The 22,749-nt window shown below is 70.9% G+C and carries 21 protein-coding genes; 10 read left to right on the top strand and 11 right to left on the bottom strand.

Annotation, left to right across the window (positions count from 1 at the left end; translation table 11 throughout):
* Positions 1–61 precede the first annotated feature (61 nt).
* Complete coding sequence (locus K1J60_RS39010) at positions 62–667, top strand: TetR/AcrR family transcriptional regulator (RefSeq protein WP_220650326.1); 606 nt, start codon at positions 62–64, stop codon at positions 665–667.
* 389 nt (positions 668–1,056) lie between these two features.
* On the opposite strand, the gene K1J60_RS39005 is transcribed toward K1J60_RS39010, so the two are convergent.
* The 4 genes from K1J60_RS39005 to K1J60_RS38990 all read right to left on the bottom strand — a co-directional run bounded on the left by K1J60_RS39005 (position 1,057) and on the right by K1J60_RS38990 (position 5,138).
* Positions 1,057–2,472 carry a dihydrolipoamide acetyltransferase family protein gene (locus tag K1J60_RS39005; protein WP_220650325.1) on the bottom strand — a complete coding sequence of 472 codons (1,416 nt, stop codon included), beginning with the start codon at positions 2,470–2,472 and terminating at the stop codon, positions 1,057–1,059.
* 5 nt (positions 2,473–2,477) lie between these two features.
* Entirely contained in the window at positions 2,478–3,503 is a 1,026-nt protein-coding gene (locus K1J60_RS39000) for an alpha-ketoacid dehydrogenase subunit beta (RefSeq protein WP_033531095.1), read from the bottom strand.
* Positions 3,504–3,508: 5 nt separating this feature from the next.
* Positions 3,509–4,519 (bottom strand): thiamine pyrophosphate-dependent dehydrogenase E1 component subunit alpha, encoded by a 1,011-nt coding sequence (locus K1J60_RS38995; RefSeq protein WP_259408101.1) that lies wholly within the window; start codon positions 4,517–4,519, stop codon positions 3,509–3,511.
* Between the two features lie 82 nt (positions 4,520–4,601).
* Positions 4,602–5,138, bottom strand: coding sequence for a VOC family protein (locus tag K1J60_RS38990; RefSeq protein ID WP_259408100.1), 537 nt, complete (start codon positions 5,136–5,138; stop codon positions 4,602–4,604).
* 293 nt (positions 5,139–5,431) lie between these two features.
* Between K1J60_RS38990 and K1J60_RS38985 the strand changes: the two genes are divergently transcribed.
* From K1J60_RS38985 to K1J60_RS38970, 4 genes are all read left to right on the top strand, one after another.
* Positions 5,432–6,697 (top strand): aromatic ring-hydroxylating oxygenase subunit alpha, encoded by a 1,266-nt coding sequence (locus K1J60_RS38985; RefSeq protein ID WP_259408099.1) that lies wholly within the window; start codon positions 5,432–5,434, stop codon positions 6,695–6,697.
* On the top strand, positions 6,694–7,518 hold the full coding sequence (locus tag K1J60_RS38980; protein WP_259408098.1) for an SDR family NAD(P)-dependent oxidoreductase: 825 nt from the start codon (positions 6,694–6,696) through the stop codon (positions 7,516–7,518). Before K1J60_RS38985 ends, K1J60_RS38980 begins: the two co-directional genes overlap by 4 nt.
* Positions 7,515–9,287: a PEP-utilizing enzyme gene (locus K1J60_RS38975; RefSeq protein WP_259408097.1), complete on the top strand. Its 1,773-nt coding sequence runs from the start codon at positions 7,515–7,517 to the stop codon at positions 9,285–9,287. Before K1J60_RS38980 ends, K1J60_RS38975 begins: the two co-directional genes overlap by 4 nt.
* 87 nt (positions 9,288–9,374) lie before the next feature.
* Complete coding sequence (locus tag K1J60_RS38970; RefSeq protein WP_220650323.1) at positions 9,375–9,689, top strand: putative quinol monooxygenase; 315 nt, start codon at positions 9,375–9,377, stop codon at positions 9,687–9,689.
* A gap of 85 nt (positions 9,690–9,774) precedes the next feature.
* Here K1J60_RS38970 and K1J60_RS38965 read toward each other — a convergent pair whose 3' ends face one another.
* The 4 genes from K1J60_RS38965 to K1J60_RS38950 are packed head-to-tail and all read right to left on the bottom strand — an operon-like array spanning position 9,775 to position 12,747.
* Positions 9,775–10,800, bottom strand: coding sequence for an NADP-dependent oxidoreductase (locus K1J60_RS38965; protein WP_220650322.1), 1,026 nt, complete (start codon positions 10,798–10,800; stop codon positions 9,775–9,777).
* A 4-nt stretch (positions 10,801–10,804) separates the two neighbouring features.
* Positions 10,805–11,020 (bottom strand): transposase, encoded by a 216-nt coding sequence (locus K1J60_RS38960; RefSeq protein ID WP_220650321.1) that lies wholly within the window; start codon positions 11,018–11,020, stop codon positions 10,805–10,807.
* Between the two features lie 6 nt (positions 11,021–11,026).
* On the bottom strand, positions 11,027–11,341 hold the full coding sequence (locus K1J60_RS38955) for a 2Fe-2S iron-sulfur cluster-binding protein (RefSeq protein ID WP_220650320.1): 315 nt from the start codon (positions 11,339–11,341) through the stop codon (positions 11,027–11,029).
* Entirely contained in the window at positions 11,338–12,747 is a 1,410-nt protein-coding gene (locus K1J60_RS38950; protein ID WP_220650319.1) for an aromatic ring-hydroxylating oxygenase subunit alpha, read from the bottom strand. The genes K1J60_RS38955 and K1J60_RS38950 overlap by 4 nt, the downstream gene beginning before the upstream one ends.
* Positions 12,748–13,116: 369 nt before the next feature.
* On the opposite strand from K1J60_RS38950, the gene K1J60_RS38945 reads away from it, so the two are divergent.
* Genes K1J60_RS38945 through K1J60_RS38930 form a run of 4 tightly spaced genes read left to right on the top strand, consistent with a single transcriptional unit; the run spans position 13,117 to position 17,956 of the window.
* The gene (locus K1J60_RS38945; RefSeq protein ID WP_220650318.1) at positions 13,117–14,259 is read left to right on the top strand and encodes a sugar ABC transporter substrate-binding protein; all 1,143 of its coding nucleotides are present in this window, start codon (positions 13,117–13,119) and stop codon (positions 14,257–14,259) included.
* A complete protein-coding gene (locus K1J60_RS38940; protein WP_220650317.1) occupies positions 14,256–15,767 on the top strand; it encodes a sugar ABC transporter ATP-binding protein in 1,512 nt (503 codons plus the stop codon). The genes K1J60_RS38945 and K1J60_RS38940 overlap by 4 nt, the downstream gene beginning before the upstream one ends.
* A 27-nt stretch (positions 15,768–15,794) precedes the next feature.
* Positions 15,795–16,895 (top strand): ABC transporter permease, encoded by a 1,101-nt coding sequence (locus K1J60_RS38935; protein WP_220650316.1) that lies wholly within the window; start codon positions 15,795–15,797, stop codon positions 16,893–16,895.
* Complete coding sequence (locus K1J60_RS38930) at positions 16,892–17,956, top strand: NAD(P)-dependent alcohol dehydrogenase (RefSeq protein ID WP_220650315.1); 1,065 nt, start codon at positions 16,892–16,894, stop codon at positions 17,954–17,956. Before K1J60_RS38935 ends, K1J60_RS38930 begins: the two co-directional genes overlap by 4 nt.
* 106 nt (positions 17,957–18,062) lie before the next feature.
* On the opposite strand, the gene K1J60_RS38925 is transcribed toward K1J60_RS38930, so the two are convergent.
* The 3 genes from K1J60_RS38925 to K1J60_RS38915 all read right to left on the bottom strand — a co-directional run bounded on the left by K1J60_RS38925 (position 18,063) and on the right by K1J60_RS38915 (position 20,927).
* Entirely contained in the window at positions 18,063–18,848 is a 786-nt protein-coding gene (locus K1J60_RS38925; protein WP_220650314.1) for a ThuA domain-containing protein, read from the bottom strand.
* Positions 18,849–18,851: 3 nt separating this feature from the next.
* A complete protein-coding gene (locus K1J60_RS38920) occupies positions 18,852–19,616 on the bottom strand; it encodes an SDR family NAD(P)-dependent oxidoreductase (protein WP_220650313.1) in 765 nt (254 codons plus the stop codon).
* 72 nt (positions 19,617–19,688) lie between these two features.
* Positions 19,689–20,927, bottom strand: a complete 1,239-nt coding sequence (locus tag K1J60_RS38915) for an acyl-CoA dehydrogenase family protein (RefSeq protein WP_220650312.1) — start codon at positions 20,925–20,927, stop codon at positions 19,689–19,691.
* A gap of 195 nt (positions 20,928–21,122) precedes the next feature.
* Here K1J60_RS38915 and K1J60_RS38910 point away from each other — a divergent pair, with 195 nt between their 5' ends.
* A complete protein-coding gene (locus tag K1J60_RS38910) occupies positions 21,123–22,661 on the top strand; it encodes an AMP-binding protein (protein ID WP_220650311.1) in 1,539 nt (512 codons plus the stop codon).
* The last annotated feature ends 88 nt before the right edge of the window (positions 22,662–22,749 follow it).

The raw sequence follows: 22,749 nt of genomic DNA, 5'->3' as shown, positions 1-22,749 counted from the left end.
TGGCATAATTCCTGCTGTTTATGGGGCTCCGGGACCTTCGGATCCCGGCATACTTGACACCATGACGACCTCCCGGACCCGAGCCGCTCATCGTCCGTCGCGCAAGCAGTGGGTGATCGAAGCAGCCACCGAGTTGTTCGCCACCCAACCGCCCGACGAGGTGACGGTGGCCGACATCGCCGCTCGCGCCGAGATGACCTCGGCAGCGGTGTACTACCACTTCTCCTCCAAGGACCAGGTCCTGGCAGAGGGGATGCGGGCGTTCGCCACAGCGCTGCGCGAGCAGTTGCAGGCGCTCACGGAGGCACACGAACCCGGCTCGGACATCGCGGCGGCGGTCACCGTACTGCTGGCCTGGATGGGCGAGCACCGATCCGCCGCCACCGTGTTCTTCGTGTCGTCGGCCGGTATGAGCCAGGATGCGGAGGCACTGCGCCAGGAAAGCCGTGCCGAGCTGCTCCACGAGATGATGCGGTTGATCCGCAAGGCCCGCGAGTCCGTCTCCGACGCCGAGGCGGCGGTGATCGGCCTGGGCCTGCTGGCGCTGCTGGAGACGGCGGCGATCTCACAGGTCCGGGGCGACGACGTCTACCGGTCGCTGGGGCACCGCTCCTTCGTCCGCGAGGTCGCCGAGCTGGCGGAACGCATCGCCGACCCGACCACCTAGAAAGCCTCCGCAGCAAGGGCGCGGGCCTGAGAGAGGCCCCTCACACTCCAGTGTGAGGGGCCTCTCGCCTGGACGGAGTCAGGGTCACGGCAACGACACGGCGCTGTAGTCGTCACATCGCCACAGGGCGCACAGGGCGCACAGGGCGCACAGCAGCGCAACGGCGCGTGGGCATATCGGCCGCGATGCCATCCCGAGCGATCAGCGGGAGGCCGGGAACGTGCCTGGCCGACCAGTTGGTGACTGCGCTCGCCGGTGAGGCCCCGCGTCGTGTTCGGCATGGGCGGTGCGCCCGCGCGTGCGGGCACCGACCGCGACAGGCGATCCCGGTGCGCAGTCCTCGCATCGGCTTCCCACGGCCGCGGTCGAGCCACCCCGCCCCCGACGGCTCACACCAGGAGACGGAGCGGCTTGCGCAGCAACTCACCGACCGTGCGCAGATACTCGGCGGCGGGAGCCCCGTCGACGGCACGGTGGTCGAAGGTGAGGCTCAGAGTGAGCACCCGTGTCCGCAGCGGCCGGTCGTCGTCCCACTCCACGCCCTCCCTGAGCCTGCCCACCCCGAGGATCGCGACATTGCCGGGGTTGATCACGGGGGTGAAGAAGTCCACGCCGTATCCACCGAGCGAGGTGACGGTGAAGGTGGCCCCTTCCAGCTGGGCGGGGGAGATCCGCCCCTCGCGCGCGGCCTCGGCCAGAGCCCTCGACCGGCGCGCGATCTCGGGCAGCGGCAGTGTCACCGCGTCCTCGATCACGGGCACCATCAGGCCGCCCGGGACGGCCACCGCGAAGCCCAGGTGGATGCCGTCGAGCAGATGGATGCCGTCCTCCCGCACCGTCGCGTTGAGCAGCGGGTGCTCGCGCAGGGCCAGGGCGGCGGCCTTCAGCAGGAAGTCGTTGAGGCTGGGCACCGGCAGGTCGCTGTCGGCCCACTCCTGTCTGAGCCGCTCCCGCAGGGACACCACGGCGTCCATCCGCACCTCGTAGCCGTGCGTCAGCTGCGCCATCTCCTGGAGGCTGGCGTGCATCCTGCGCGCGATGGTGCCGCGCATCCCGGTGAGGGGAATGACGTCGCCGGGCCGGGGGACCACGTTCCGGCGAGCAGGCGCGGGAGCGACGGCGTCGAGGTCGGAGCGGCGGACCCGGCCGCCGAGGCCGGTGCCGTTCACCTCGGAGAGGTCGATGCCCCGCTCCTTGGCAAGCTTGCGGACCAGAGGCGAGGAGGGGGCGCCGACCGGCGCGGCCGACGTGACAAGGTCGTCGGTGAGGGCGGTGAGGAACTCCTCCACGTCCTCGGAGACGATCCGCCCGCCCGGCCCCGTGCCGCGTACGGCGGTGAGGTCCACGTCGGCGTCGGCGGCGACCCTTCGAGCGTTCGGTGAGGACGGCAGCCGGCCGCCGGTGCCGTTGACGGGGGGCACCCCGGCGTCGAGGGCCGCGCCGGTGCCGGTGAGCGCCGGCTGGACGGCCGGAGCCGCGCCGCCGGCGGGAGCGGGCACGACCGCCACACCCGCGCCGGATCCGGACCCGGGGGGCATCGGCGTACCCCCCGGGTCCGGCGGCTGCTCGCCCTCGTCGAGCAGCCAGCCGATGAGGGCTCCGGCGGGGACGGTGGTCCCGGCCGGGACCACCGGGTGGAACAGTCCCCCGGCCTCCGCCTCGACGTCCACGTCGACCTTGTCGGTGGCCAGCCGCAGCAGTGCGTCGCCCTCCGCGACGGCCGCGCCGGTGGCCACCAGCCATTCGTCGATCGTGCCTTCCTGCATGGTCAGGCCGATCTTCGGCAGCAGAACCTCGACCGCCACGTCCGTCACGACCTTTCGAGGAGACGCCGGCAGCCCTGGGCGATACGGGCGCGATCGGGCACGTACGCCTTCTCCAGGACCGGGGAGAAGGGAACCGGGGAGAACGGGGCGCCGATGCGCAGGACCGGCGCGTCCAGATAGTCGAAGACGACGTCCTGGATCTGGGCGGCGATCTCCGCTCCGAGGCCCCCGAAGGTGACGGCCTCGTGCACCACGAGCACCCGGTTGGTGCGGCGGACGGAGGCGAACATCGTCTCGGTGTCCAGGGGCTGCACGGTGCGGGGGTCGATCACCTCGATCTCCACGCCCTCGGCGGCGAGTTCGTCGGCGGCCGCGAGGGCCTCCCCCACCATGCGGCCGAGAGCGATCACGGTGACGTCGGAGCCCTGCCGCGCGGTGTGCGCCTGGCCCAGCGGGATGCCGTAGATCTCCTCGGGCACCTCGCTGGTGCTGCCGAGCAGGACCTTGTTGAGCATGACGACGACCGGGTTGTCGTCCCGGATGGCCGAGACGGTCAGGCCTTTGGCGGTGTAGGCGTCACTCGGCATGACCACCTTGAGGCCGGGCACGTGGGCCAGCCAGGCCTCAAGGCTCTGGCTGTGCTGTGCGGCGGCACCGAGGCCGGCGCCGGAGGCGGTGGTGATGGTCAGCGGCACGGACAACCCGCCGCCGAACATGTACTTCATCTTGGCCGCCTGGTTGACGATCTGGTCGAGGCAGACGCCGATGAAGTCCATGAACATCAGGTCGACGACGGGGCGCAGACCCCGGGCGGCGGCGCCCACCCCCAGACCGACCAGGGCGGCTTCGGAGATCGGGGTGTCGATCATGCGGCGGGGGCCGAACTCGTCGAGCAGGTTGTCGAACATGCGGAACACGCCGCCGTATCCGGCCACGTCCTCGCCGGCGACGAAGACGTTCTCGTCCTCGCGCATGGCCTGCGCGAGGCCTTCGTTGAAGGCCTTGACGTAGGACAGTCTGCGGGCGGCTGCGACCGGGACGCCGGCCGGTGCTTCGGTGGTGAGGGTCATGGCGGTCATCCCGAATAGACGTTGAGGAGCATGTCGGCGGGGTCGGGCAGAGGACTCGACTCGGCGTACGCGATGGCCTCGGCGATCTCGTCGCGCGTGCGCTGCCACACCTCGTCCAGCTCCGCACGGGTGGCGGTGCCGTCGGCGACGGCCCTGGTCTCGATCAGGCCGATGGGGTCGCGCGACTTCCACTCGGCGACCTCCTCGTCCGAGCGGTAGGGGTGCCGCAGGCCCTTGACGCCCTGGTGGTCGAAGAAGCGGTAGGTCTTGGCCTCGATCATCATCGGGCCCGCGCCGGACCGGGCCCGTTCGACGGCCTCGGTGGCGGCCCGGTGGACGGCGACGGCGTCCATGCCGTCGACGATCACGCTCGGCATGCCGTAGGCGGCGGCCCGGTCCGCGACGTCGGTGATCAGCATGTGCGCGGACTGCGGGGTGAACTCCGCGTAGCCGTTGTTCTCGCAGACGAAGACCACGGGCAGGTCCAGGATCGCGGCCATGTTGGCGCCCTCGTGCCAGGCGCCGATGTTGGTGGCGCCGTCCCCGAAGAAGGTCACCGCGATGTTGTCCTCGCCCTTGTACCGGGCGGCGAAGGCCGCGCCGACGGCGATCGGGACGCCGGCCCCGACGATGCCGTTGGCGCCGAGCATGCCGCGGGTGAGGTCGTTGATGTGCATGCTCCCGCCGCGGCCGAGGCAGGCGCCGGTGACCCGGCCGTACAGCTCGGAGTACATCTCGCGGAAGCCGACGCCCTTGGCCACGGCGTGCCCGTGGCCTCGGTGGGTCGAGGTGATCTGGTCGTCGTCGCGCAGAGCCGCCATCACGCCTGCGGCCACGGCTTCCTGGCCGACGTAGAGGTGCAGGAAGCCGGGCAGCTTCCCGGCCTCCATGAGTTTTCCCGCCTCGGTCTCGAACAGCCTGATGCGCACCATGCGTTCGTGCAGGTCCTTGATGACCTGCGCGGATACGTGGTGCGTGGTCTTCGCGGCCGACTTCCGCGGTGCTTTTTGAACCATCGTCCGCCCCTTCGCCCCGTTGCGAGGTTTCCAACCGATCGGACTTTCTGTTGCCGGTCTACAGTAACCAGCAGGGCGCACCTTACTGAAGAGGTTCTCTAATTACTATGGTCCGGGTCCAACGGGTCTCCTGGTCACCGCCTCGCCGGTCCACCAGTTCGAGGACGTTGCCCTCCGGATCCGCCCAGAAGCTGATCCGCCGGTCCCGCGCCACCACGACGACCGGGGACGACAGCGGCCGGGCACCGGCGGCCGGCAGGGCGGCGACGACCGGCACGATGTCGTCGAAGTGGAAGGTGACATAGGACAAGCCGCGACGTGCGGCCAGCGGTACGGCCGACGGCAGCGCAGCCGCGCCCGCGCCCGCATCCGCATCCGCATCCGCATCCGCATCCGCATCCGCATCCGCATCCGCCTGAAGTCGTATCAGCTTGATCCGGCCCCCGGACGGCACCTGAAGCCAGACGACCGACAGGGGCCCACCCAATCCGGCCGGGCCGCCGATCGCGTCCGGGATGTGCGAGCGGTGCACCGGAACGCAGCCGAGCACTTCGCGATAGAAGCGCTCCAGCACCTCCAGGTCGCGCACCACGACACCGACCTCGAAGGGCTGGGTCATCGCCACTTCTCGGGACACCCGAGCCGGCTCGGCCCTCTCATCGACCACTGGACCCCTTCCGCCTACTCGCCACCGGCACCCACCCTTCAGCTGGAGCCGATCCCCAGAAAGATCGACCTGAGCGGCGGTTACCCTCGCAGCAGAAAGCGAAGGTGACCTGCGGAATGCCGCACAACCAAACTTCTGGACTTTCTATTGACACACAACACTAACTCCTGTTGTTGTGGCGGTCACAGCGGAGCTGAAGCACAGGCACCCTTCACCAGCTCGCGACTGGGAGGATTGAGGACATCGTGGTCCAGATCTCACCGGAGACCCGAGCGGCAGGCGACGAGCGCCCCTTGCCGCCCCCCGCCCCGGAATACCACTCATGGATCGGCCAGGACCGCTCCAGCGATGACGCGGGCAAGGCGATGCGGCAGGATGCGGCCGACCTTGCCGAGCGTGTCATCGAGCACTACCGGAACAACACGACGCACGAGGCCGAGGAGCAGTGGACGGAACCCGTCGACAACTACCTCGACGTCGACCGCTGGCTGCGCGAGATGGACGCCGTCCACCGGAGCGTCCCACTGCCGCTCGCCATGTCGTCCGAGCTCCCCAAGCCCGGGACCTACAAGGCACTGGACGTGCTCGGCATCCCCATCCTGATCACCCGGGACCGCCAGGGCGCGGTCCACGCGATGATCAACGCCTGCCGGCACCGCGGCGCGGAGCTCGTGGAGCCGGGCTGCGGCGTGGCGAAGCGGATCACCTGCCCGTACCACGCCTGGTCCTACGACCTGTCGGGGGAACTGCGCGGCGTGTACGCCGAGAAGACCTTCGGCGACGTACCACGCGAGAAGCGCAGCCTGGTCCAGCTCCCCGTCGGTGAGCGCGCCGGCATCGTCTTCGTGTCGCTCGATCCGAACGCCGAGCACGACCTGGACGCCTGGCTGGGAGATCTGCAGCCACTGCTGGAGGGGCTCCGCTTCGCGGACTGCCACCACTACGCGACCCGAGAGCTGACCAGCCCGAACTGGAAGGTCACCCTGGACGGGTACCTGGAGACGTACCACTTCGCCTCGCTGCACACGAAGACGGTCTTCGAGACGAACTTCTCCAACATGATGGCCCACGACACCTGGGGGCCCCACCAGCGTCTCGCGGCGGCCCTGCGGCCCATCGCCGACTTGGTGGACCTGCCCGCGGACAAGCGTGACCCCGGCGACATCGTCGGAGCCATCTACTGGCTCTTCCCCGGCCTGGCCATCGCCGGCACCTGGCGCAACAAGATCGCCGTCTCCATCGTGATCCCCCGTACGGCCACGGAATCAGTCACCCAGCAGATCATCCTGCTGCGCGAACCGGCCGTCACCGAGGAGGAGCGCCACGCCGCCGACCAGTTCGGCGAGTGGTTCTACGAGGTGGTCCGCGACGAGGACTACGCGACCACCTACGGAGTCCAACGGGGGTTGAAGGCCCTCGCCGGGACCGACTTCGTCTTCGGACGCAACGAACCCGGACTGCAGCACTTCCACCGCACCATCCACCGCCTCCTGGACGAAGCGTCCAGATGACGAACCCTCAGAAACCGCAGGAGAACAACATGGTGGCTACGGGCAGCCTCGACGGACGTGTCGCGGTGATCACGGGCAGCACGCGCAGTATCGGCCGCGCCATCGCCGAGGCCTTCCTGGCCGACGGAGCCACGGTCGTGCTGAGCGGCCGCTCCGAGATCAAGGGCAAGCAGGCCCTGGAAGAACTCCAGGCCGGCGACAAGGCCGTCTTCCACACCTGCGACTCGAGCCGCCAGTCGGACATCGAGGCGCTGGTCGACTGGACGGTCGAGCGCTTCGGCCGACTGGACATCATGGTCAACAACGTCGGAGGCACCGAGGGCTTCGCCCCGGTCCACGAGCTGAGTGACGAGGCGTGGCACAAGGCGCTCGACCTCAACCTCAACGCCTACTTCTACGGCACCCGCCGTGCGCTGAAGCCCATGCTGGAAGGTGGCTGGGGCCGGGTCATCAACATCTCCTCGGTCGAGGGCAAGCAGGCCAACAAGCCCGCGATCAGCCACTACATCACCAACAAGCACGCCATCCACGGTCTGACCAAGGCGACCGCCTTCGAGTACGGCACCATGGGCATCACCTGCAACGCGATCTGCCCCGGCGCCGTCGACACCGACCTGATGCGGGCGGCCGGGCCGGCCGCGGCCGAGGCCGAGGGCATCTCGTACGAGGAGTGGCTGGCCCGGTTCGCCGAGCACGCCGCGACCAAGAAGATCACCACCGTGGAGCAGATCGCGGGCGTCGCCTCGCTGCTCGCGAGCGACGCCGGCGCCGGCATCACGGGCACGCTGATCAGCGTCGACGGCGGAACGGCGCAGTGGTGAGCGCCGGAACGGACGGCGGGAACCCCCTCGCCATGAAGCACTGGATCACGGACTGGCAGCGTAGCGAGCGGCTGCCCCACTACACCCGGGCCAACGCGGGCGAAACCCTGCCGGAGCCGGCCAGCCCGCTGGGCTGGACCCTGGTATGGGGGCGCGGCCTGCAGGGCTGGCGTCGCGGTTTCGTCGAGTTCGGCGTCTACCGCGGGGACGAGATCAGCGGCCCTCGCCCTCCGTTCGTCGGAATCTTCGGCGGTTACTTCTACCTCAACCTGTCGCACCTGCGGCTGTTCGGCATCCGCATGGGGCAGACCGCGGACCAGATCGACACCGCCTTCGTGGGCCAGCGCTCCGACACGCCGGTGTACGTGCCGCACCCCGACGACCTGGACGCGGAACTGACGGCCAAGGCCACAGCGACGCTGCAGGGGATGCTCGGCCAGGCCGGCTACCCGGAGGGCGACGCCGACCATGAACGGCTGCGCCGTATCAGGCGCGAGCGACCCGACCTGGCGTCCCTGTCCGACGTCGAGTTGGTGGCCTACGCCCGCTCGTTGCTGGCCGACGTGGAGACGACCTTCCAACGGCATGTCGAGTCCTCGCTGCCCGCGTCCGTCGGGCCGGCGATCCTCGGACCGCTGTGCGCGAGCGTCGACCGTCCCGGCGCGATGCTCGACCTCATCGGCGGGCTGGGAGGCGTGGATTCCGCCTCTCCGTCGACCGGGCTGTGGACGCTGTCCCGCCAGGTGGTCGCCTCGGCGGAGCTGACAGCTCTGTTCGACCGGGGTCCGGCCGCGGTGCAGCAGGCCCTCGAAGGGGCGACCGGAGACGTCAAGGCGTTCCGTGACTCCTTCGACGAGTTCATCGCCGAGTCCGGCGACCGCGGCCCCAACGAGTGGGACATCCACGCGCTGTCCTGGGAGGCGGCGCCGGTCCAGGCGCTGGCTCTGGTCGATCGGATCCGGCACACCTCCGACGACAACTCTCCGGCCGCGCGTCACCGCAGGCTGACCGAGCGCCGCGAACAACTCGCGGCGGAGATCCGAGCGGCCCTCCCCGAGGACACTCGGCCGATGTTCGACGCCGGCATGCACGCTTCCCAGGTGTGGATCCCGGCACGTGAGCGGACCAAGGCCAACTGTGTGACCGTCATCAACGAAATCCGTATGACGGTGAGGGAGCTGGGTCGTCGCGGAGTCGAGGCGGGACGCTTCGCCGAGCCCGAGGACGTGATGATGCTGCTGGAGACGGAGCTCGACGACTATGTCGCCGACCCGGGCGGCTTCGAGCCCGTCATCGCCCAGCGGCTCCAGGAATACGCCGGGCTGCGCAAGCTGGAACCGCCGTTCTTCGTCGCACAGGACGCACAGACCGAGATCGACGGCTGGCCGCGGCGCAGCGAGGATGGCGTCGCGACCGCCGCCGAGGGCGATGTGCTGACGGGCGTCGGCGGAAGCCACGGCGCCTACACCGGCAGGGTGCGGGTGGTCACCGACCCGGCCTCGTGCGAGGCGCTGGAGCCGGGCGAGGTGCTGGTGGCGCCGATCACGGACGCGGCCTGGACCCCGCTGTTCCTCGTGGCAGGAGCAGCCGTCGTGGACGTGGGCGCGCTCAACAGCCACGCCGTCGTGGTCTGCCGCGAACTCGGCATCCCGGCCGTCATCTCCGTCGAGGGCGGTACACGGCGGCTGCGGGACGGCATGGTGATCACGGTCGACGGCGAGAAGGGCACGGTCACCGTGGACGGCGTCCCGGCGGCACCCGGCATCTGAGCAACCATGGGCCCGTCGCTCCTTCCTGGCAGAGGGGCGGCGGGCCCACGGTCATGAGCCATGACCGTGGAAGGGGAAAGGACCACCGTGTCAGAGGAAATCATCGTCGCCGGCTGGATGGACTACGAGCCCGCGGACCGCGACACGATGCTCAGGCACCTCGTCGAAGTCGGTAAGCGCACCCGCGAGGAAGAGCCCGGCTGCCTGGACTACGCCATGACGGCGGACCCCACGGACGGCCGCCGGATCCGGGTGTTCGAGCGGTGGGTGTCCCAGCAGGCCCTAGACGAGCACTTCGCCACCCCGCACATCAAGGAGTTCCGGACCGCCGTGGCCGGACTGACCCGGTTGGGGGTCTCCCTGCAGGCACATACGGTCGCCGCGTCGCGACCCATGCGCTGACCGCGGTCCCGGCCCGTGCGACGAACGGCGCCCGCGTCGCGGGCGCCGTTCGTCGTTCGTCGTTCAGTAGTCAGTCATGCAGTCGTCAGTCATGCAGTCGGACCAGCATCTTGCCGATGTTGCCGCCCCGCAGCAGGGACAGCAGGGCTTGTGCCGCGTTGTCCAGACCGTCCACGACCGTCTCGCGCGCGGTGATCCGGCCCTCGGCGAGCCAGCCCGCGACCCGCTGCTCGAACTCCGGCCGCAGGTCGTCGTGGTCGCGGACGATGAAACCGCGCAGGGTCAGCCGCTTGAGGACCGCCTGGATCAGCTGGTTGATGTCCGCGGACCGCCCGTCGCCGCCGAACTGCGACATCATGCCGCACAGCGCGACCCGGCCACCGGTGCGCAGCGCGTGCAGCGCGGCGGCGAGCTGTTCGCCGCCGACGTTGTCGAAGTAGACGTCGATGCCGTCGGGCGCCAGCCGGGCCAGTGCGTCGCGCACCGGCTCGGCACGGTAGTCCGCGGCCGCGTCGTAGCCGAACTCCTTCACCAGCAGGGCGCACTTGTCCGGCCCTCCGGCGGTCCCGATGACGCGGTCCGCGCCCAGCAGGCGCGCGAACTGACCGGCGGCGGTACCGACCGCGCCGGCCGCCGCCGACACGAGGACGGTGTCGCCGGGACGCAGCTGCGCGATCCGGGTCAGGCCGACGTAGGCGGTGAACCCGGTCTGGCCGAGCAGGCCCAACCAGGTGGGCAGCGGGGCGAGTTCCGGGTCGATGCGACCGGCGCCGTCCACGGCCCTTGCGTCGAGCACCGCCCGCTCCCGCCAGCCGAGTTGGTGGCGTACGTAGGTGCCCGGCGGCACGGAGGCACAGCGGCTCTCCTCCACGACGCCGAGGGCGCGGCCGTCGAGCGGGGCGCCCGGGGTGAAGTTGTGGGTGTAGTGCTTCTCGGTGCTCTCCAGGCGTCCGCGCATGGACGGGTCGACGCTCATGTAGAGGTTGCGCACGAGCAGTTGCCCCTCCCCCAGGGGCGGCAGCGGGCGTTCCTCGACGGCGAAGTCACCGGGAAGCGGCTCACCGTCCGGTCGGCGCACCAGACAGACCGCCCGGGTGGTGCGGGGCGTCACCGGGTCACTCCTCGGGCTGCGGCGTCGTGCGCCGCTGGGCGAGGCGGCCGACCCAGCCGGCCATCTGGAGGTCGGCGTGGCGCAGTTCGCCCGACTGCCACCGGGCCTGGAAGTCGAAGACGCCCTGTGCCCCCGTCCCGGGGTCGGTCACCTCGACCATCCCGTCCTCGGTGAGCCGGTACACATGCCCGGTCAGTGGGTGGATCACTTGCTTGGACATGGGGTCTCACTCCTGCACTCGGCGGCGCACGCCGCTCTTGGTCACGGTCACCGGGCCCTCGACCAGGAGCCGGCAGGCCAGTCTGGTCGAGCCGTCCACCGGCCGACGCAGGGACTCGATGCCCTCGCGCTCCAGCGGGCCCACGGGAGAGCAGTTCTCGGCGCCCTCCTCGACCCGCACGAAGCAGATGCGGCAGGTGCCCTTGCCGCCGCAGACGGTGGGCCAGCGGTAGCCGAGTCGGCGGGCGGCGGTGAACAGGTCCTCGCCGTCGAGGACTTCGAGCTCGACGCCGGAGGGTCTGACCGACACGCGGTGGGTCACTTGTCCATCCACCGGTCGAGGGTCCGGTTGAAGTGGCGGATGCGGCTCTCCTGGTAGTTGGCCAGGGTGATGCCCGGCTTGCGCATGGCCTTCAGGCCCTGCTGGACGTAGGGCAGGTTCTCGCAGTCCTGGTCGAAGACGGGGCCGAGCACGCCGAGTTCGGGGATGTCGGCGAAGAGCATGTCCTCGGGCACCCAGCGGATCTTCGCCGGTGGCGGCATCTCGCCGGGCTCTTTCGGGGACGACATGAAGATGATCTCGGCGGTGCAGGAGTCGGGGTCGAGGCCGTTGGGCCGGAACCGGTAGATGATGTTCGACTTGGCGCCGCCCCAGGGGTTGAAGTTGGGGAACAGCAAGTAGTTGATGGCGTCCAGCAGTTCGGTGTCGGGGGTGTTCGAGAAGTCCTGCCGCGAGGTGGCCGCCAGTTGCGCCCGCATCCGCTCGGCGAGGACCTGGCGGGCGGTGCCGCCGGGCGGGATCGCCGGCAGCTCGTCGCCCTCCTGCCGTACCAGGTCACGGCCCTGGGCGGCGGAGTAGAACGCGCGCGAGTCGTAGAAGGTCTCCAGGACGTCCTCCTCCGTGACGGAGTCCGCCACGTGCGGGCTGGGCGCGCCCTGGATGTTGATCATCCGGCTCCAGTTCGGCTGGTCCGCCATGACGTCGTACTGCGAGTTGGCGTCGGCGAGCCACGGCAGCATCTGCGGGTGGGTGGCGATCACATGGAAGGACTCGATGAACGCGTCCTGGGCGACCTTCCAGTTGCAGGGCAGCACTTTGCCGATGTGCAGCGACTTGTAGCGGTTCTCCAGCGGCCAGATGTAGTAGTCGTCGAAGGTGCCGCGGTAGCTGTCGAAGGACTCGGCGTACGGGTCCATGTTGATGAAGACGAAGCCGCGCCAGGTGGCCACCCGGGCCTCGGGGAGGGCGAACTTCTCCGGGCTGACGTGCGGGAAGTCCCAGGCGCACGGCGGGGTCCGCATCGTGCCGTCGAGGTTCCAGGTGAAGCCGTGGAACGAGCAGCGGAACTCGCCGACGTTGCCGCCGCCGGTGCGCAGTTTGCGTCCGCGGTGCAGGCAGACGTTGACGAAGGCGCGGATCTCCTCGGGCGCCGTGCGGACGACGATGAGCGAGTCGTCGCCGATCTCGTAGACCTCGTGGTCGCCGACCTCGGGGATCTCGCTCTCCAGGCAGGCGAACTGCCACACGCGCCGCCAGACCTGCCGCATCTCCCGTTCGGCCCACTCGCGGGAGGTGAAGCGGGCGGTGTCGACGTCCTCGCTGCCGAGATGGTCGTTCCGCTCGAACCTGAGGGCGGGGGGAACGGGTCGGCTGTCCTGGTCGAGGTAGTCCTGGACGCTGGGCCCGGGGCACCGCGCGGTGCCCAGCTCCGATGTTTCGTCCATCATCTCTCCTCCGGCAGAAACTTTAGAGTGAGTGTAGTTACGGGTGGCGGCGTGGAGCAACACTCGTACCGGTGGATGGACTCTCACGGTTTCCTCGCCCACCACGATGTTCGCCGTTGGGACCGGAATTTCTTGTGGCGGACCTCTCCCCAAGACCGCTGGGACATGTCACACTCCGACCCACTTGAGGCTGTAGTTCCTCAAAAGTTTCTCCATTGCTGGACGGTCTTTGCCGTACCGGCCCCAGCGCCGCGGCGTCCTCGCCCCGGGGCAACACAGAATCGATCCGCCTGACCGGAGCCCGACCACCGCGGACGCGGGAGCGACGTGGGTCGCGGCAGCGCAGGCGACACCTCTCGGGAGTACTCAACGATGAGTTCCAGACCCCGTCGCACGGTCAGCCGTGCCCTCACCGCCACCGTCTCCGTCGCCTCACTGCTCGCCCTGGCGGCGTGCGGCGGCGGCAGCACTCCCGCCACCGACTCCACGCAGGCGGCCGCGCCGGGCTCCCCCGGCCTGACGGCGGCCCGCGAGGCCCTGGCGAAGTACTCCGAGCGCCCGACCACGATCTCCGTGACCGAGCCCGTCGGCAAGAAGATCCCCAAGGGCAAGAAGATCGACTTCATCCTCTGCGGCGTCCAGTCCTGCAAGGACCTCGCCGACTTCTTCACCGAGGCCGCCGAGGAACTCGGCTGGGAGGTGAAGCAGATCGCCACCCAGGGCACCCCGGAGTCCGTCCAGGCCGCCTACGAACAGGCCCTGCGCGACAAGCCGGACGCCGTCGTCGCCTCCGGTTTCCCCCGCGCCGTCTACGCCAAGCAGCTGGCCCGGCTGGAGGCCGCCGAGATCCCCGTCATCCAGTCGAACGCCGACGACCTGCTGGGCGACGGCATCTCCCTGCTCAAGAACGGGCCGGACGACGTCGGCGTCCAGGGCGAGATGCTCGCCTCATGGGTGGTGTCGAACAGTGACGCCAAGGCGAACACCGTCTACTTCGACCTTCCGGCGTACACGATCCTCAAGCCCGTCAAGGACTCCTTCGCCGCCAAGTACAAGAAGTGGTGCGACGGTTGCGAGCTGGACAACGTCGATGTGCCGATCACCGCCGTGGGCAAGGACATGCCCGACCGCGTGGTGTCGTACCTCCGGTCGCACCCGAAGGTGACCCACGTCGTCTTCTCCCTGGGCCTGCTCAACGTGGGCGTGCCGACCGCGCTGAAGACCGCCGGCATCACCGGCAAGCACATCGTCGTCAACGTCGGTGACGCGCAGAACTACCAGTACATCCAGAGCGGTCTCACCGACGGCGCGATGGCGCTCAACTCCCACGAGACGGCCTGGCTGCAGGCCGACGCACTGGCCCGGCACTTCACCGGCCAGCCCATGGACGTGGACCAGCAGGCCACACTGCCCAACATGCTCGTCACCAAGGACAACCTGCCCTCGGCCGACGGCGACTTCCCGATCGTCGAGGACTACCAGGCGCAGTTCAAGGCGCTGTGGGGGCTGAGTTGACCGGGCCGGTGCTCCGGGTGGCCGCCCTGTCGAAGAGATTCGGCGGCACCCAGGCTCTCGCGGACGTCGATCTGGAGGTCTCGCCGGGCGAGATCCACGCCCTGATCGGGCCCAACGGCTCCGGCAAGTCCACCCTCATCAAGATCCTCGCCGGCTACCACCACGCGGAGCCCGGCGCCGTGGCCGAACTCGACGGTGAGCCCTTCGACCTCGGCCAGGTCACGGCTTCCCGGCACGACCGGCTCCGCTTCGTCCACCAGGAGCTGGGGCTGGTGGGCGAGTTGAGCGCCATCGACAACCTCGCGCTCAGCCATGGCTTCGCCCGCACGGCCTTCGGCAACATCCGCTGGCCGGAGATGGAGCGGCGCACGAGCGCCCTCGTCGAGCGGTTCGGCCTCGGTATCGACGTACGCCGGCCGCTGGCGACGGCGACCCCCGTCCAGCGCACGGTGGTGGCCATCGCCGCCGCGCTGCAGGGCTGGGAGGGCCGGCGCGGTGTCCTGGTGCTCGACGAGCCGACCGCCGTACTGCCGCCCGGCGAGGTGGCCCGCCTCTTCGACATCGTGCGCGAGGTCCGCGACGCGGGCGCCGGCGTCCTGTACGTCTCGCACCGCATGGACGAGATCTTCGCGCTCGCCGACCGGGTCACCGTGATCCGCGGCGGACGCCGGATCGCCACCCGCCCGGTCGCCGAGCTCACCCCGCGGGCGCTGGCGGAGCTGATGGCGGGCGAGGAGATGGAGACCGACCACCGCCCCCCGCCCCCTTCGAGCCGCGCCGACCCGGTGCTGGAGGTCAGGGACCTGTGGGCCGGGCCCCTGCGGGGCGTCGGGTTCGACCTGGCCGGCGGCGAGCGTCTGGGCATCACCGGCCTGGCCGGCTCCGGCCACGAGATCGTGCCGTACGCGGTGTGCGGGGCCCATGCCGGGCGGGTGAGCGGCAGGCTGCGGCTGCCCCGGCGCTCCGAGCGGTGGACGCAGGCGCGCGACGCCGACGGTCTGGGCCTTCCCCTGGTTCCCGCGGACCGGGCGGGCGAGGGCGTGATCGGCGACTTCTCGGTCGGCGAGAACCTCACCCTGCCGCTCCTGGGCCGGTTGCGCGCCCGTTCCGGGCGGCTGCGCCGACGCCACGAGTCCGCCCTGGTGGAGGACTGGATCCGGCGGGTCGGTGTCCGGACGGCCGGCCGCGGGGCGCGGATCACCACGCTGAGCGGCGGCAACCAGCAGAAGGTCGTGATGGCCCGCTGTCTGGCACAGCGCCCGCCGGTGCTGGCGCTGTGCGAACCCACGGCGGGCGTGGACATCGCCACCCGTCTGCAGCTGTACGACCTGATAGAGCGGCAGGCCGGCGAGGGCATGGGCGTCATCGTGTCCTCCACCGACACACAGGACCTGCTCGCGCTGTGCACCCGCGTCCTGGTGGTGCGGGACGGTCGGATCGCACGGGAGATCAGCGGCCGGGACATCACCGAGTCCGCGCTCGTGCACGCCATGGAAGGAACCGAGTGACATGTGTCCTGGAAGGAACCGAGTGACATGACGTCCACCCCGACCCGGGCGGCGGGGCTCCCGCCGTCCGCACCGGAGAGATCCATGGTGTCCGTACCGGGGACAGCGGTCCGACGGGCGGTGGCCGCCCTGTCGTTCCGGAACATCGGCGCCGTGTACGTGTGGCTGGTCATCGTCGTGCTCTTCTCCGTGTGGGCGCCGGACACGTTCCCGACCGCCATCACGGTCAAGCAGGTACTGAACGGCAACGCCGTGGCGGGCCTGGTGGCCCTCAGCGTCGTACCGCCGCTGGCCGCACGGGTCTTCGACCTCTCGATCGCCTACACCATGTCGCTCACCAGCGTGCTGACCGCCTATTTCATGGTCTCCGCCGGGCTCGGTCCCGGCACGGCCATCGCCCTGGCGATGACCGCCGCGCTGCTGATCGGGGTCGTCAACGGCATCGTGGTGGTGGTCCTGCGCGTCGACTCGTTCATCGCCACCCTGGCCACCGGCGCGCTGATCCAGTCCCTGATCACCATGGTCACCAACGACAGCTCGATCACCGGTGTGCAGCTGCTCGCCGAGCCGTTCGCGAGCATCGCCCAGCTGGACGCGGGCGGTATCACGCTGCCGGTCCTGTATCTGCTGCTCGCCGCCGTCGCCATCTGGTTCCTGCTGGAACACACCGCCACCGGGCGCCGGTTGTACGCGACCGGTTTCAACGCGGACGCCGCCCGACTGCAGGGGGTGCGCACGGACCGGCTGCGCTTCCTGACCCTGGTGGCCTCCGCGCTGCTCTCCGGCTTCGCCGGCGTCGTCTTCGCGTCCTCGGTCGGCTCCGGCTCGCCCACCGCGGGCACCCCGTACCTGCTGGCGGCGTACGCCGCCGCGTTCGTCGGGGCGACCCAGTTGCGGGCGGGCCGCTTCAACGCCTGGGGCACGGTCCTCGCGGTCCTCCTGCTCGGCACCGGCATCACCGGACTCGGGCTCGCCACCAGCGCGCAGTGGGCCGCGAGCCTGTTCACCGGCTCGGTCCTCATCGTGGCGCTGGTCCTCACGGGTGGCAGGGTCGCCCTGCCCGCCGTTCTGCGCCGCCGGACGGGGACCCGTCAGGAGGAAACCACCAGCGAGGAGGTCCGACGATGAAAGCTGTTCAGTACCGACGGGTGGGGCACGCCCCCGAGGTGGTGGAGGTTCCGGTGCCGGACCCCGGCCCGGGCCAGGTGCTGCTGAAGGTGACGGCGGCGGGGCTGTGCCACTCCGACCTGGCGGTGATGGGCTGGCCCGAGGACCAGTTCCCCTACGCGCTGCCGATGACGCTCGGTCACGAGGGTGTCGGGACGGTGGCGGCGGTGGGCGCCGGAGTGACCGCCGTGGTGGAGGGCGAGGCGGTGGCGGTGTACGGGCCGTGGGGCTGCGGGCGCTGTCACAAGTGCGCCGAGGGCAAGGAGAACTGCTGCGCGTACGCCGCCGGGCTCGGCATCCTGCCGCCGGGTCTCGGCCGGCCCGGGGCCCTGGCGGAGTACATGCTGGTGGACTCGGTCCGCCACCTGATTCCGCTGAACGGGGTCGACCCCGTCCAGGCCGCGCCCCTCACCGACGCCGGGCTGACCCCGTACCACGCGATCCGCAGATCACTGCCGAAGCTGCTGCCCGGCAGCACGGCGGTGGTGATCGGCGTGGGCGGGCTGGGACATCTCGCCGTGCAGCTGCTGCGCGCGCTGACCCCGGCCCGGGTGGTCGCCCTCGACGTGAGCACGGAGAAGCTGGAGCTGGCACGCGAGGTCGGCGCCCATGAGGCACTGCTCTCCGACGGCGAGGCGGCCACGCGGCTGCGGGAACTCACCGGCGGTACGGGAGCGGAGGTCGTCCTGGACTTCGTGGGAGCCCAGGCGACCCTGGCGGTGGCCGCCGCGTCGGTGGCGGTGGAGGGCGATGTCACCGTCGTCGGCCTCGGCGGCGGCACGCTGGCCGTCGGCTTCGGCGGCGGGCTGCCGTTCGAGGTGTCGGCCGCCTTCCCCTACTGGGGCAGTCGGACGGAACTCATGGAGGTCCTGGAGCTCGCGCGGCAGGGTCTGGTGTCCTCGCACGTCGAGACCTTCACGCTCGACCAGACACCCGAGGCGTACGAGCGTCTGCACGCCGGGGAGATCAGCGGCCGCGCGGTGGTACTGCCGCACGGCCCACTCAGCCCGTCCGGCGTGTGAAAACAAGGCCCGTTCAGGGCCGGAGCGGGGGTCTGGGGACGCAGCCCCAGGGATGGGAACGGGTAGGGGCGGCGGGGGCGAAATCCTCCGGCCGCCCCCGCCGCGCTCAACCGCCCGCCGCCCCCCGCACACCCACCGTCCGCTCCACGCACCGCCGCAGCACCGTCAGGAACTCCGGTGTCCGCCAGGGGCCCCGGTCCACGCGCCCCGTGTCGTCCACCCCGAGGTCCTGCACGTCGTAGCGCCCCCGGCAGTGACCGAGGGTGAAGTAGCAGACCTCGCCGGCTCCGTGCCGCTTGAGATACAGCACCGGTCGGGGCGCGTCGTCGAGAGCCGCGGAGTCGCCCTCGGCGAAGCCGCGGCACGGTCCCGTGTACTCGGCGTGCAGCAGTACCTCCAGCTCCCCGTGCAGCTCGCACACGTACAGCTCGTCGGTGACCGTGAACGGCCCGATCCCGGCGACCAGCGGATGGTCGGGCCGGGTCACCCGCACCTGGTACGGCTCGATCGGCGGGTGGGCCAGGAACTGGCTGCCGAGCACCTGCGCCAGTTCGCCGAGGAGCCGTGGCGTGGTGAACACCCGCGGCCCGCCGCCCGTCGACGGCTCGATCACCGCGTTGGTGCCGTGCAGGGCGAGCCAGCGCCCGCCCCGCTCGACGAACCGCGCCAGGGCGGCCCGCTGCGCCGGGCGGGGCCGGACGTCGCAGGTGTAGGTGACCAGCAGGTCGGCCTCGTCGAGGGCGGCCTCGCAGTCGTAGTCCTGGTACACCGTGGTGCGCACGCGCGGATGCTCACCGAGCAGTTCCAGCAGCCGCAGCCGCGCGTGGTCGAAGTCGTGCCATCGGCCGCCGCAGACCAGTACGGCGTCCAGGCGGCCGGCCGGGCCCGCCACGGCTCAGTACTGGACGCGGGTGAGCAGCCCGCCGTCCACCACGAGGTTGACCCCGACACAGAAGGAGCCGGTCCGCCCGAGCAGGAACGCCACCGCCGCGGCCACGTCCTCCGCGGCGCCGTAACGGCCGATCGGCAGCTTGGCGAGGACCTCCTCGTACACCTCGGGGCGGCTGGTGCGGATGGTCTCCCAGGCGCCGCCGGGGAAGTCGATCGGGCCGGGCGAGACGGTGTTGACGCGGATGCCCTTCGGGGCGAGGGCGTGCGCGAGGGCCGAGGCGTGCTGGACGACGGCCGCCTTGAGCGCGGAGTAGGAGTTCGCTCCGGCCGGACGCGCGGTGTCGGAGGCGTTGGTGGTGCCGATGGCCACGACCGCGGCCCGGTCGGAGGCCTCCAGGTGCGGCAGGGCCGCCTCGACGAGTCCCGCGAACGGGATGAGGTCGCCGCGCAGGCTGGCCTCCCACGACTCGGGGCCCTTCACGTTGCCCGCCGACACGTTGGACACCAGCAGGTCCAGGCCGCCGAGTTCGGCGGCCGACCGCTCCACGAAGCCCGCGAGGGCGGCCGGGTCGGTGACATCCACCGCTTCCGCGAACACGGTGGCCCCCTCGGCCCGCAGTTCGGCGGCGGCCTTGGCCAGCCCCTCCTCGCCGCGGGCGCACAGCGCCAGCGAGCAGCCCTCGGCCGCCAGGGTGGCGGCGACAGCCCGGCCGATTCCCCGGCTCGCCCCGGTCACCAGCGCCTTCGCGCCCGTCAGTCCCAGATCCATCGATGTCACTCCTTTGTGATTGTGCGAACGAAGCCCGGTCTCGCAGCCACCGGGACAGACCCCTCAGTCACCTCAGTCACCGGGCAGCTGCGAGAAGGGCGCCCGGTCCGCCCGCGGCTCCGGCGGCAGCTTCAGCACGCGCTCGCCGATCAGGTTGCGCTGGATCTGGTCGGTGCCTCCGGCCAACCGGTAGCCGGGGGCACCGAGGAGGTGCTGGGTCCAGGCGAAGGTGCCCTGTTCCCCGGTGTCGGCGCTGATCCGCGCTCCCATCAGCTCGGCGGCGACCTGTCCCGTGCGGGTCATGAGCTCGGAGGCCATGAGTTTGGTCAACGACGCCTCCGGGCCCGGCCGGCCGCCGGCGGCGCTCGTCCTGGCGACCCGGTCGACGGTGGCCGCTCTCAGGGCGGTGCGTACGTACAGGTCGGCGAGGCGCTGGCGGACCAGCGGGTCCCCGGTGCGGCCGAGGGAGCGGGCGAGGGCGAGGACGTCCGGAAAGGTGCCGCCCTTGCGGCGGTTGCCGCTGCCGGAGGCGGTCCGCTCGAAGGCGAGGGTGGCGGTGGCGACCTCCCAGCCCTGGCCCGGGCGCCCGATCCGCAGCCGGTCCGGGACGCGTACGCCGGTCAGGAAGACCTCGTTGAAGGAGGCGCCGCCGCTCATCTGACGGATGGGCCGCACCTCCACGCCGGGCGCGTCCAACGGGACCAGGAAGGCGGTGATGCCGGCCTGTTTGACGACGTCCGGGTCGGTGCGGGCGAGCAGCAGACCGTAGTCGGCGAACTGGGCGCCCGAGGTCCACACCTTCTGCCCGTCGACCACCCAGTCGTCGCCTTCCGCCCGAGCGCGGGTGCGCAGGGCGGCGAGGTCGGATCCGGCGGCGGGCTCGCTGAAGAGCTGGCAGGCCAGCAGGTCGGTGCGCAGGAAGGCGCGTGCGTAGTGGTCGCGCTGCTCGGCCGTGCCGAACAGGGAGACGGCCATCGCGACCAGGCGCACGGTGACGCTGATCAGCTCGGTGGACGGCGGCACCTCGAAGGCGGACTCCTCCTGGGCGAAGACCGCCGCGTGGGCGGCGGTCAGGCCCGCGCCGCCCTTGTCCGCGGGGAGCGTCAGCGCCTGGTAGCCGGCGTCGAAGCGGGCCCGCTGGTAGGCGCGGCAGCGTTCCAGGAGCAGGCGTTCCTCGTCCTCCGTGAGGTTGTGGAACACGGCGAGGTCGGCGGCCGCTCCGGCGGACCGCGCAGTCCGCGCCGGTTCGAGCACGGTGGCCAGCCACTGCCGGACCTCTGTGCGCCAGGCGTCCGGATCGGGCTGTGACATGGCTCCTCCTCGGGCACTTACCAGACGAAAGATTGAGTAAGAGGGAGTGGAGCGTGGGCCGCACTCACGGTTCGAGCATGCGGTAATGGCTCCGTCTGGGATCAGAGTGTTCCGCACTTTCTTGATAAACGCTACAGTCTCGGCATCCGTCCTCCCCTCGAATCGGGAGAGGACCGAGGAGCCGCCGGAGGAGCCATGTCGCTGCTGCCACTCGACCGCCGCGCCCAGGAGACACCAGACGAACCCGCTCTCGCGGACGACCTGAACGTGCTGTGCTGGTCCGGACTCGTCGACCAGGTCGCGCGAGCGGCGGCCCGGATGCTGGAGTTCGCGCCCGGCCCCGACGACCGGATCGCCGTCCTCGGCGACAACGCGATCCCGACGCTGGTGGCCCATCTCGCCGGCCTGCGGGCCGGGGTCGGGACCGTGGCCACGTCCCGGAACCTCACGTCGGGGGAGCTCGTCGACCAGATCATCGACGCGGGCGTGACCGGGATCATCGCCGGACCCGCCGGCGCGGGCGCCGCCCTCGACGCGGCACGGGAACTGGGCCTGCCGCTGGTGACGCACGGAACCGCGCCGATCGGGCACGCCTTCGACTGGGACCTGTGGCTGGCGGCCGCACCCGCCGGACACGCCCTTCCCGCGGACCGGCCCGCCCGCCCTCCGCTCGTCTACACCTCCGGCACCACCGGACGGGCGCGCGGTACCGAGGTGCGCTGGGTGAGCGGCCCGGTCGCCGACGCCTCCGCCTACCTCGCCGCGATGTCCGCCCGGCCCGGGTTCCCCCCGGGACCGCATCTGGTGTGCGGCCCCCTGCAGCACAACGCGCCGCTGACCTCGCTGCGGCACCTGACGGCCGGTGAGCCGGTGGTCGTCCTGGGCAGATTCGGCGCGGAGACGTTTCTCCACAGGGTGGAGAGGTGGCGGGTCTCCTCGACGGTGATGGTGCCCACCCACTTCCAACGGCTGCTCGCCCTTCCGGACGAGGTCCGCGCCCGGTACGACGTCTCCAGCCTCCGGCAGGTCTCCCACACCGGCTCCGCGTGTCCACCGGACGTGAAGCGAGCGATGATCGACTGGTTCGGTCCGGTGCTGTCGGAGTCGTACGGCGCAAGCGAGGCGGGAACCGTGGCCCGCATCAGCAGCACCGAATGGCTGGCCCACCCGGGATCCGTCGGACGCGTCCGGCCCCCGTTCGAGGTGCTGGTCACTGGTGACGACGGCCGGGAACTGCCGCCCGGCGAGCACGGGCTGCTGGCCTTCCGGGCGCCCGAGGACCAGGGCGTCCGCTACCACGCGGACCCGGACAAGACCAGGTCCGCCTACCTCTCCCCCGGCGTCTTCACACTCGGCGACATCGGCTTCGTCGACACGGACGGCTACATCTTCATCACCGACCGCGCCGCCGACGTCGTCGTCTCCGGCGGGGTCAACCTCTACCCGGCGGAGAGCGAGGCGGTGCTGCGGCAGCACCCGGCGGTCGCCGAGGTCGCGGTCATCGGCGTGCCCGACCCGGACTTCGGTGAGTCCCTGCGGGCCCTGGTCGTGGCGGCTGCCGACGACCCGCCGGCCGCTGAGCTGGACCTGTTCTGCCGCGAACGCCTCGCCGCCTACAAATGCCCGAAGTCCTACGAGTTCGTCCCCGAACTCCTGCGCAACGCCATGGGCAAGCTCGACAAACGCGCGATGCGCCGCCCCTACTGGGGCTCGGAACGGACCATCGCCGGCTGAGCGGGCCCGCCCCGTCGCCTTCCCGCTGTCCCGCCTCCCCCCTGCCCGACCTTCCCGACCTTCCCGCCTTCTCTCGCACGAAGGATCA

This window comes from Streptomyces akebiae (genome assembly GCF_019599145.1).
GTDB classification, from domain to species: domain Bacteria; phylum Actinomycetota; class Actinomycetes; order Streptomycetales; family Streptomycetaceae; genus Streptomyces; species Streptomyces akebiae.
The sequence above is the reverse complement of the archived record's forward strand: the minus strand, read 5'-3'. Positions and strand labels throughout refer to the sequence as shown.

What these genes read in the sequence shown, in the direction of transcription:
- K1J60_RS39010 (WP_220650326.1), top strand. Translation starts at nt 62, where the DNA reads ATGACGACCTCCCGGACCCGAGCCGCTCATCGTCCGTCGCGCAAGCAG.
- K1J60_RS39000 (WP_033531095.1), bottom strand. Translation starts at nt 3,503, where the DNA reads ATGACCCTCACCACCGAAGCACCGGCCGGCGTCCCGGTCGCAGCCGCC.
- K1J60_RS38995 (WP_259408101.1), bottom strand. Translation starts at nt 4,519, where the DNA reads ATGGTTCAAAAAGCACCGCGGAAGTCGGCCGCGAAGACCACGCACCAC.
- K1J60_RS38990 (WP_259408100.1), bottom strand. Translation starts at nt 5,138, where the DNA reads ATGACCCAGCCCTTCGAGGTCGGTGTCGTGGTGCGCGACCTGGAGGTG.
- K1J60_RS38980 (WP_259408098.1), top strand. Translation starts at nt 6,694, where the DNA reads ATGACGAACCCTCAGAAACCGCAGGAGAACAACATGGTGGCTACGGGC.
- K1J60_RS38960 (WP_220650321.1), bottom strand. Translation starts at nt 11,020, where the DNA reads ATGTCCAAGCAAGTGATCCACCCACTGACCGGGCATGTGTACCGGCTC.
- K1J60_RS38950 (WP_220650319.1), bottom strand. Translation starts at nt 12,747, where the DNA reads ATGATGGACGAAACATCGGAGCTGGGCACCGCGCGGTGCCCCGGGCCC.
- K1J60_RS38945 (WP_220650318.1), top strand. Translation starts at nt 13,117, where the DNA reads ATGAGTTCCAGACCCCGTCGCACGGTCAGCCGTGCCCTCACCGCCACC.
- K1J60_RS38935 (WP_220650316.1), top strand. Translation starts at nt 15,795, where the DNA reads ATGACGTCCACCCCGACCCGGGCGGCGGGGCTCCCGCCGTCCGCACCG.
- K1J60_RS38930 (WP_220650315.1), top strand. Translation starts at nt 16,892, where the DNA reads ATGAAAGCTGTTCAGTACCGACGGGTGGGGCACGCCCCCGAGGTGGTG.
- K1J60_RS38920 (WP_220650313.1), bottom strand. Translation starts at nt 19,616, where the DNA reads ATGGATCTGGGACTGACGGGCGCGAAGGCGCTGGTGACCGGGGCGAGC.
- K1J60_RS38915 (WP_220650312.1), bottom strand. Translation starts at nt 20,927, where the DNA reads ATGTCACAGCCCGATCCGGACGCCTGGCGCACAGAGGTCCGGCAGTGG.
- K1J60_RS38910 (WP_220650311.1), top strand. Translation starts at nt 21,123, where the DNA reads ATGTCGCTGCTGCCACTCGACCGCCGCGCCCAGGAGACACCAGACGAA.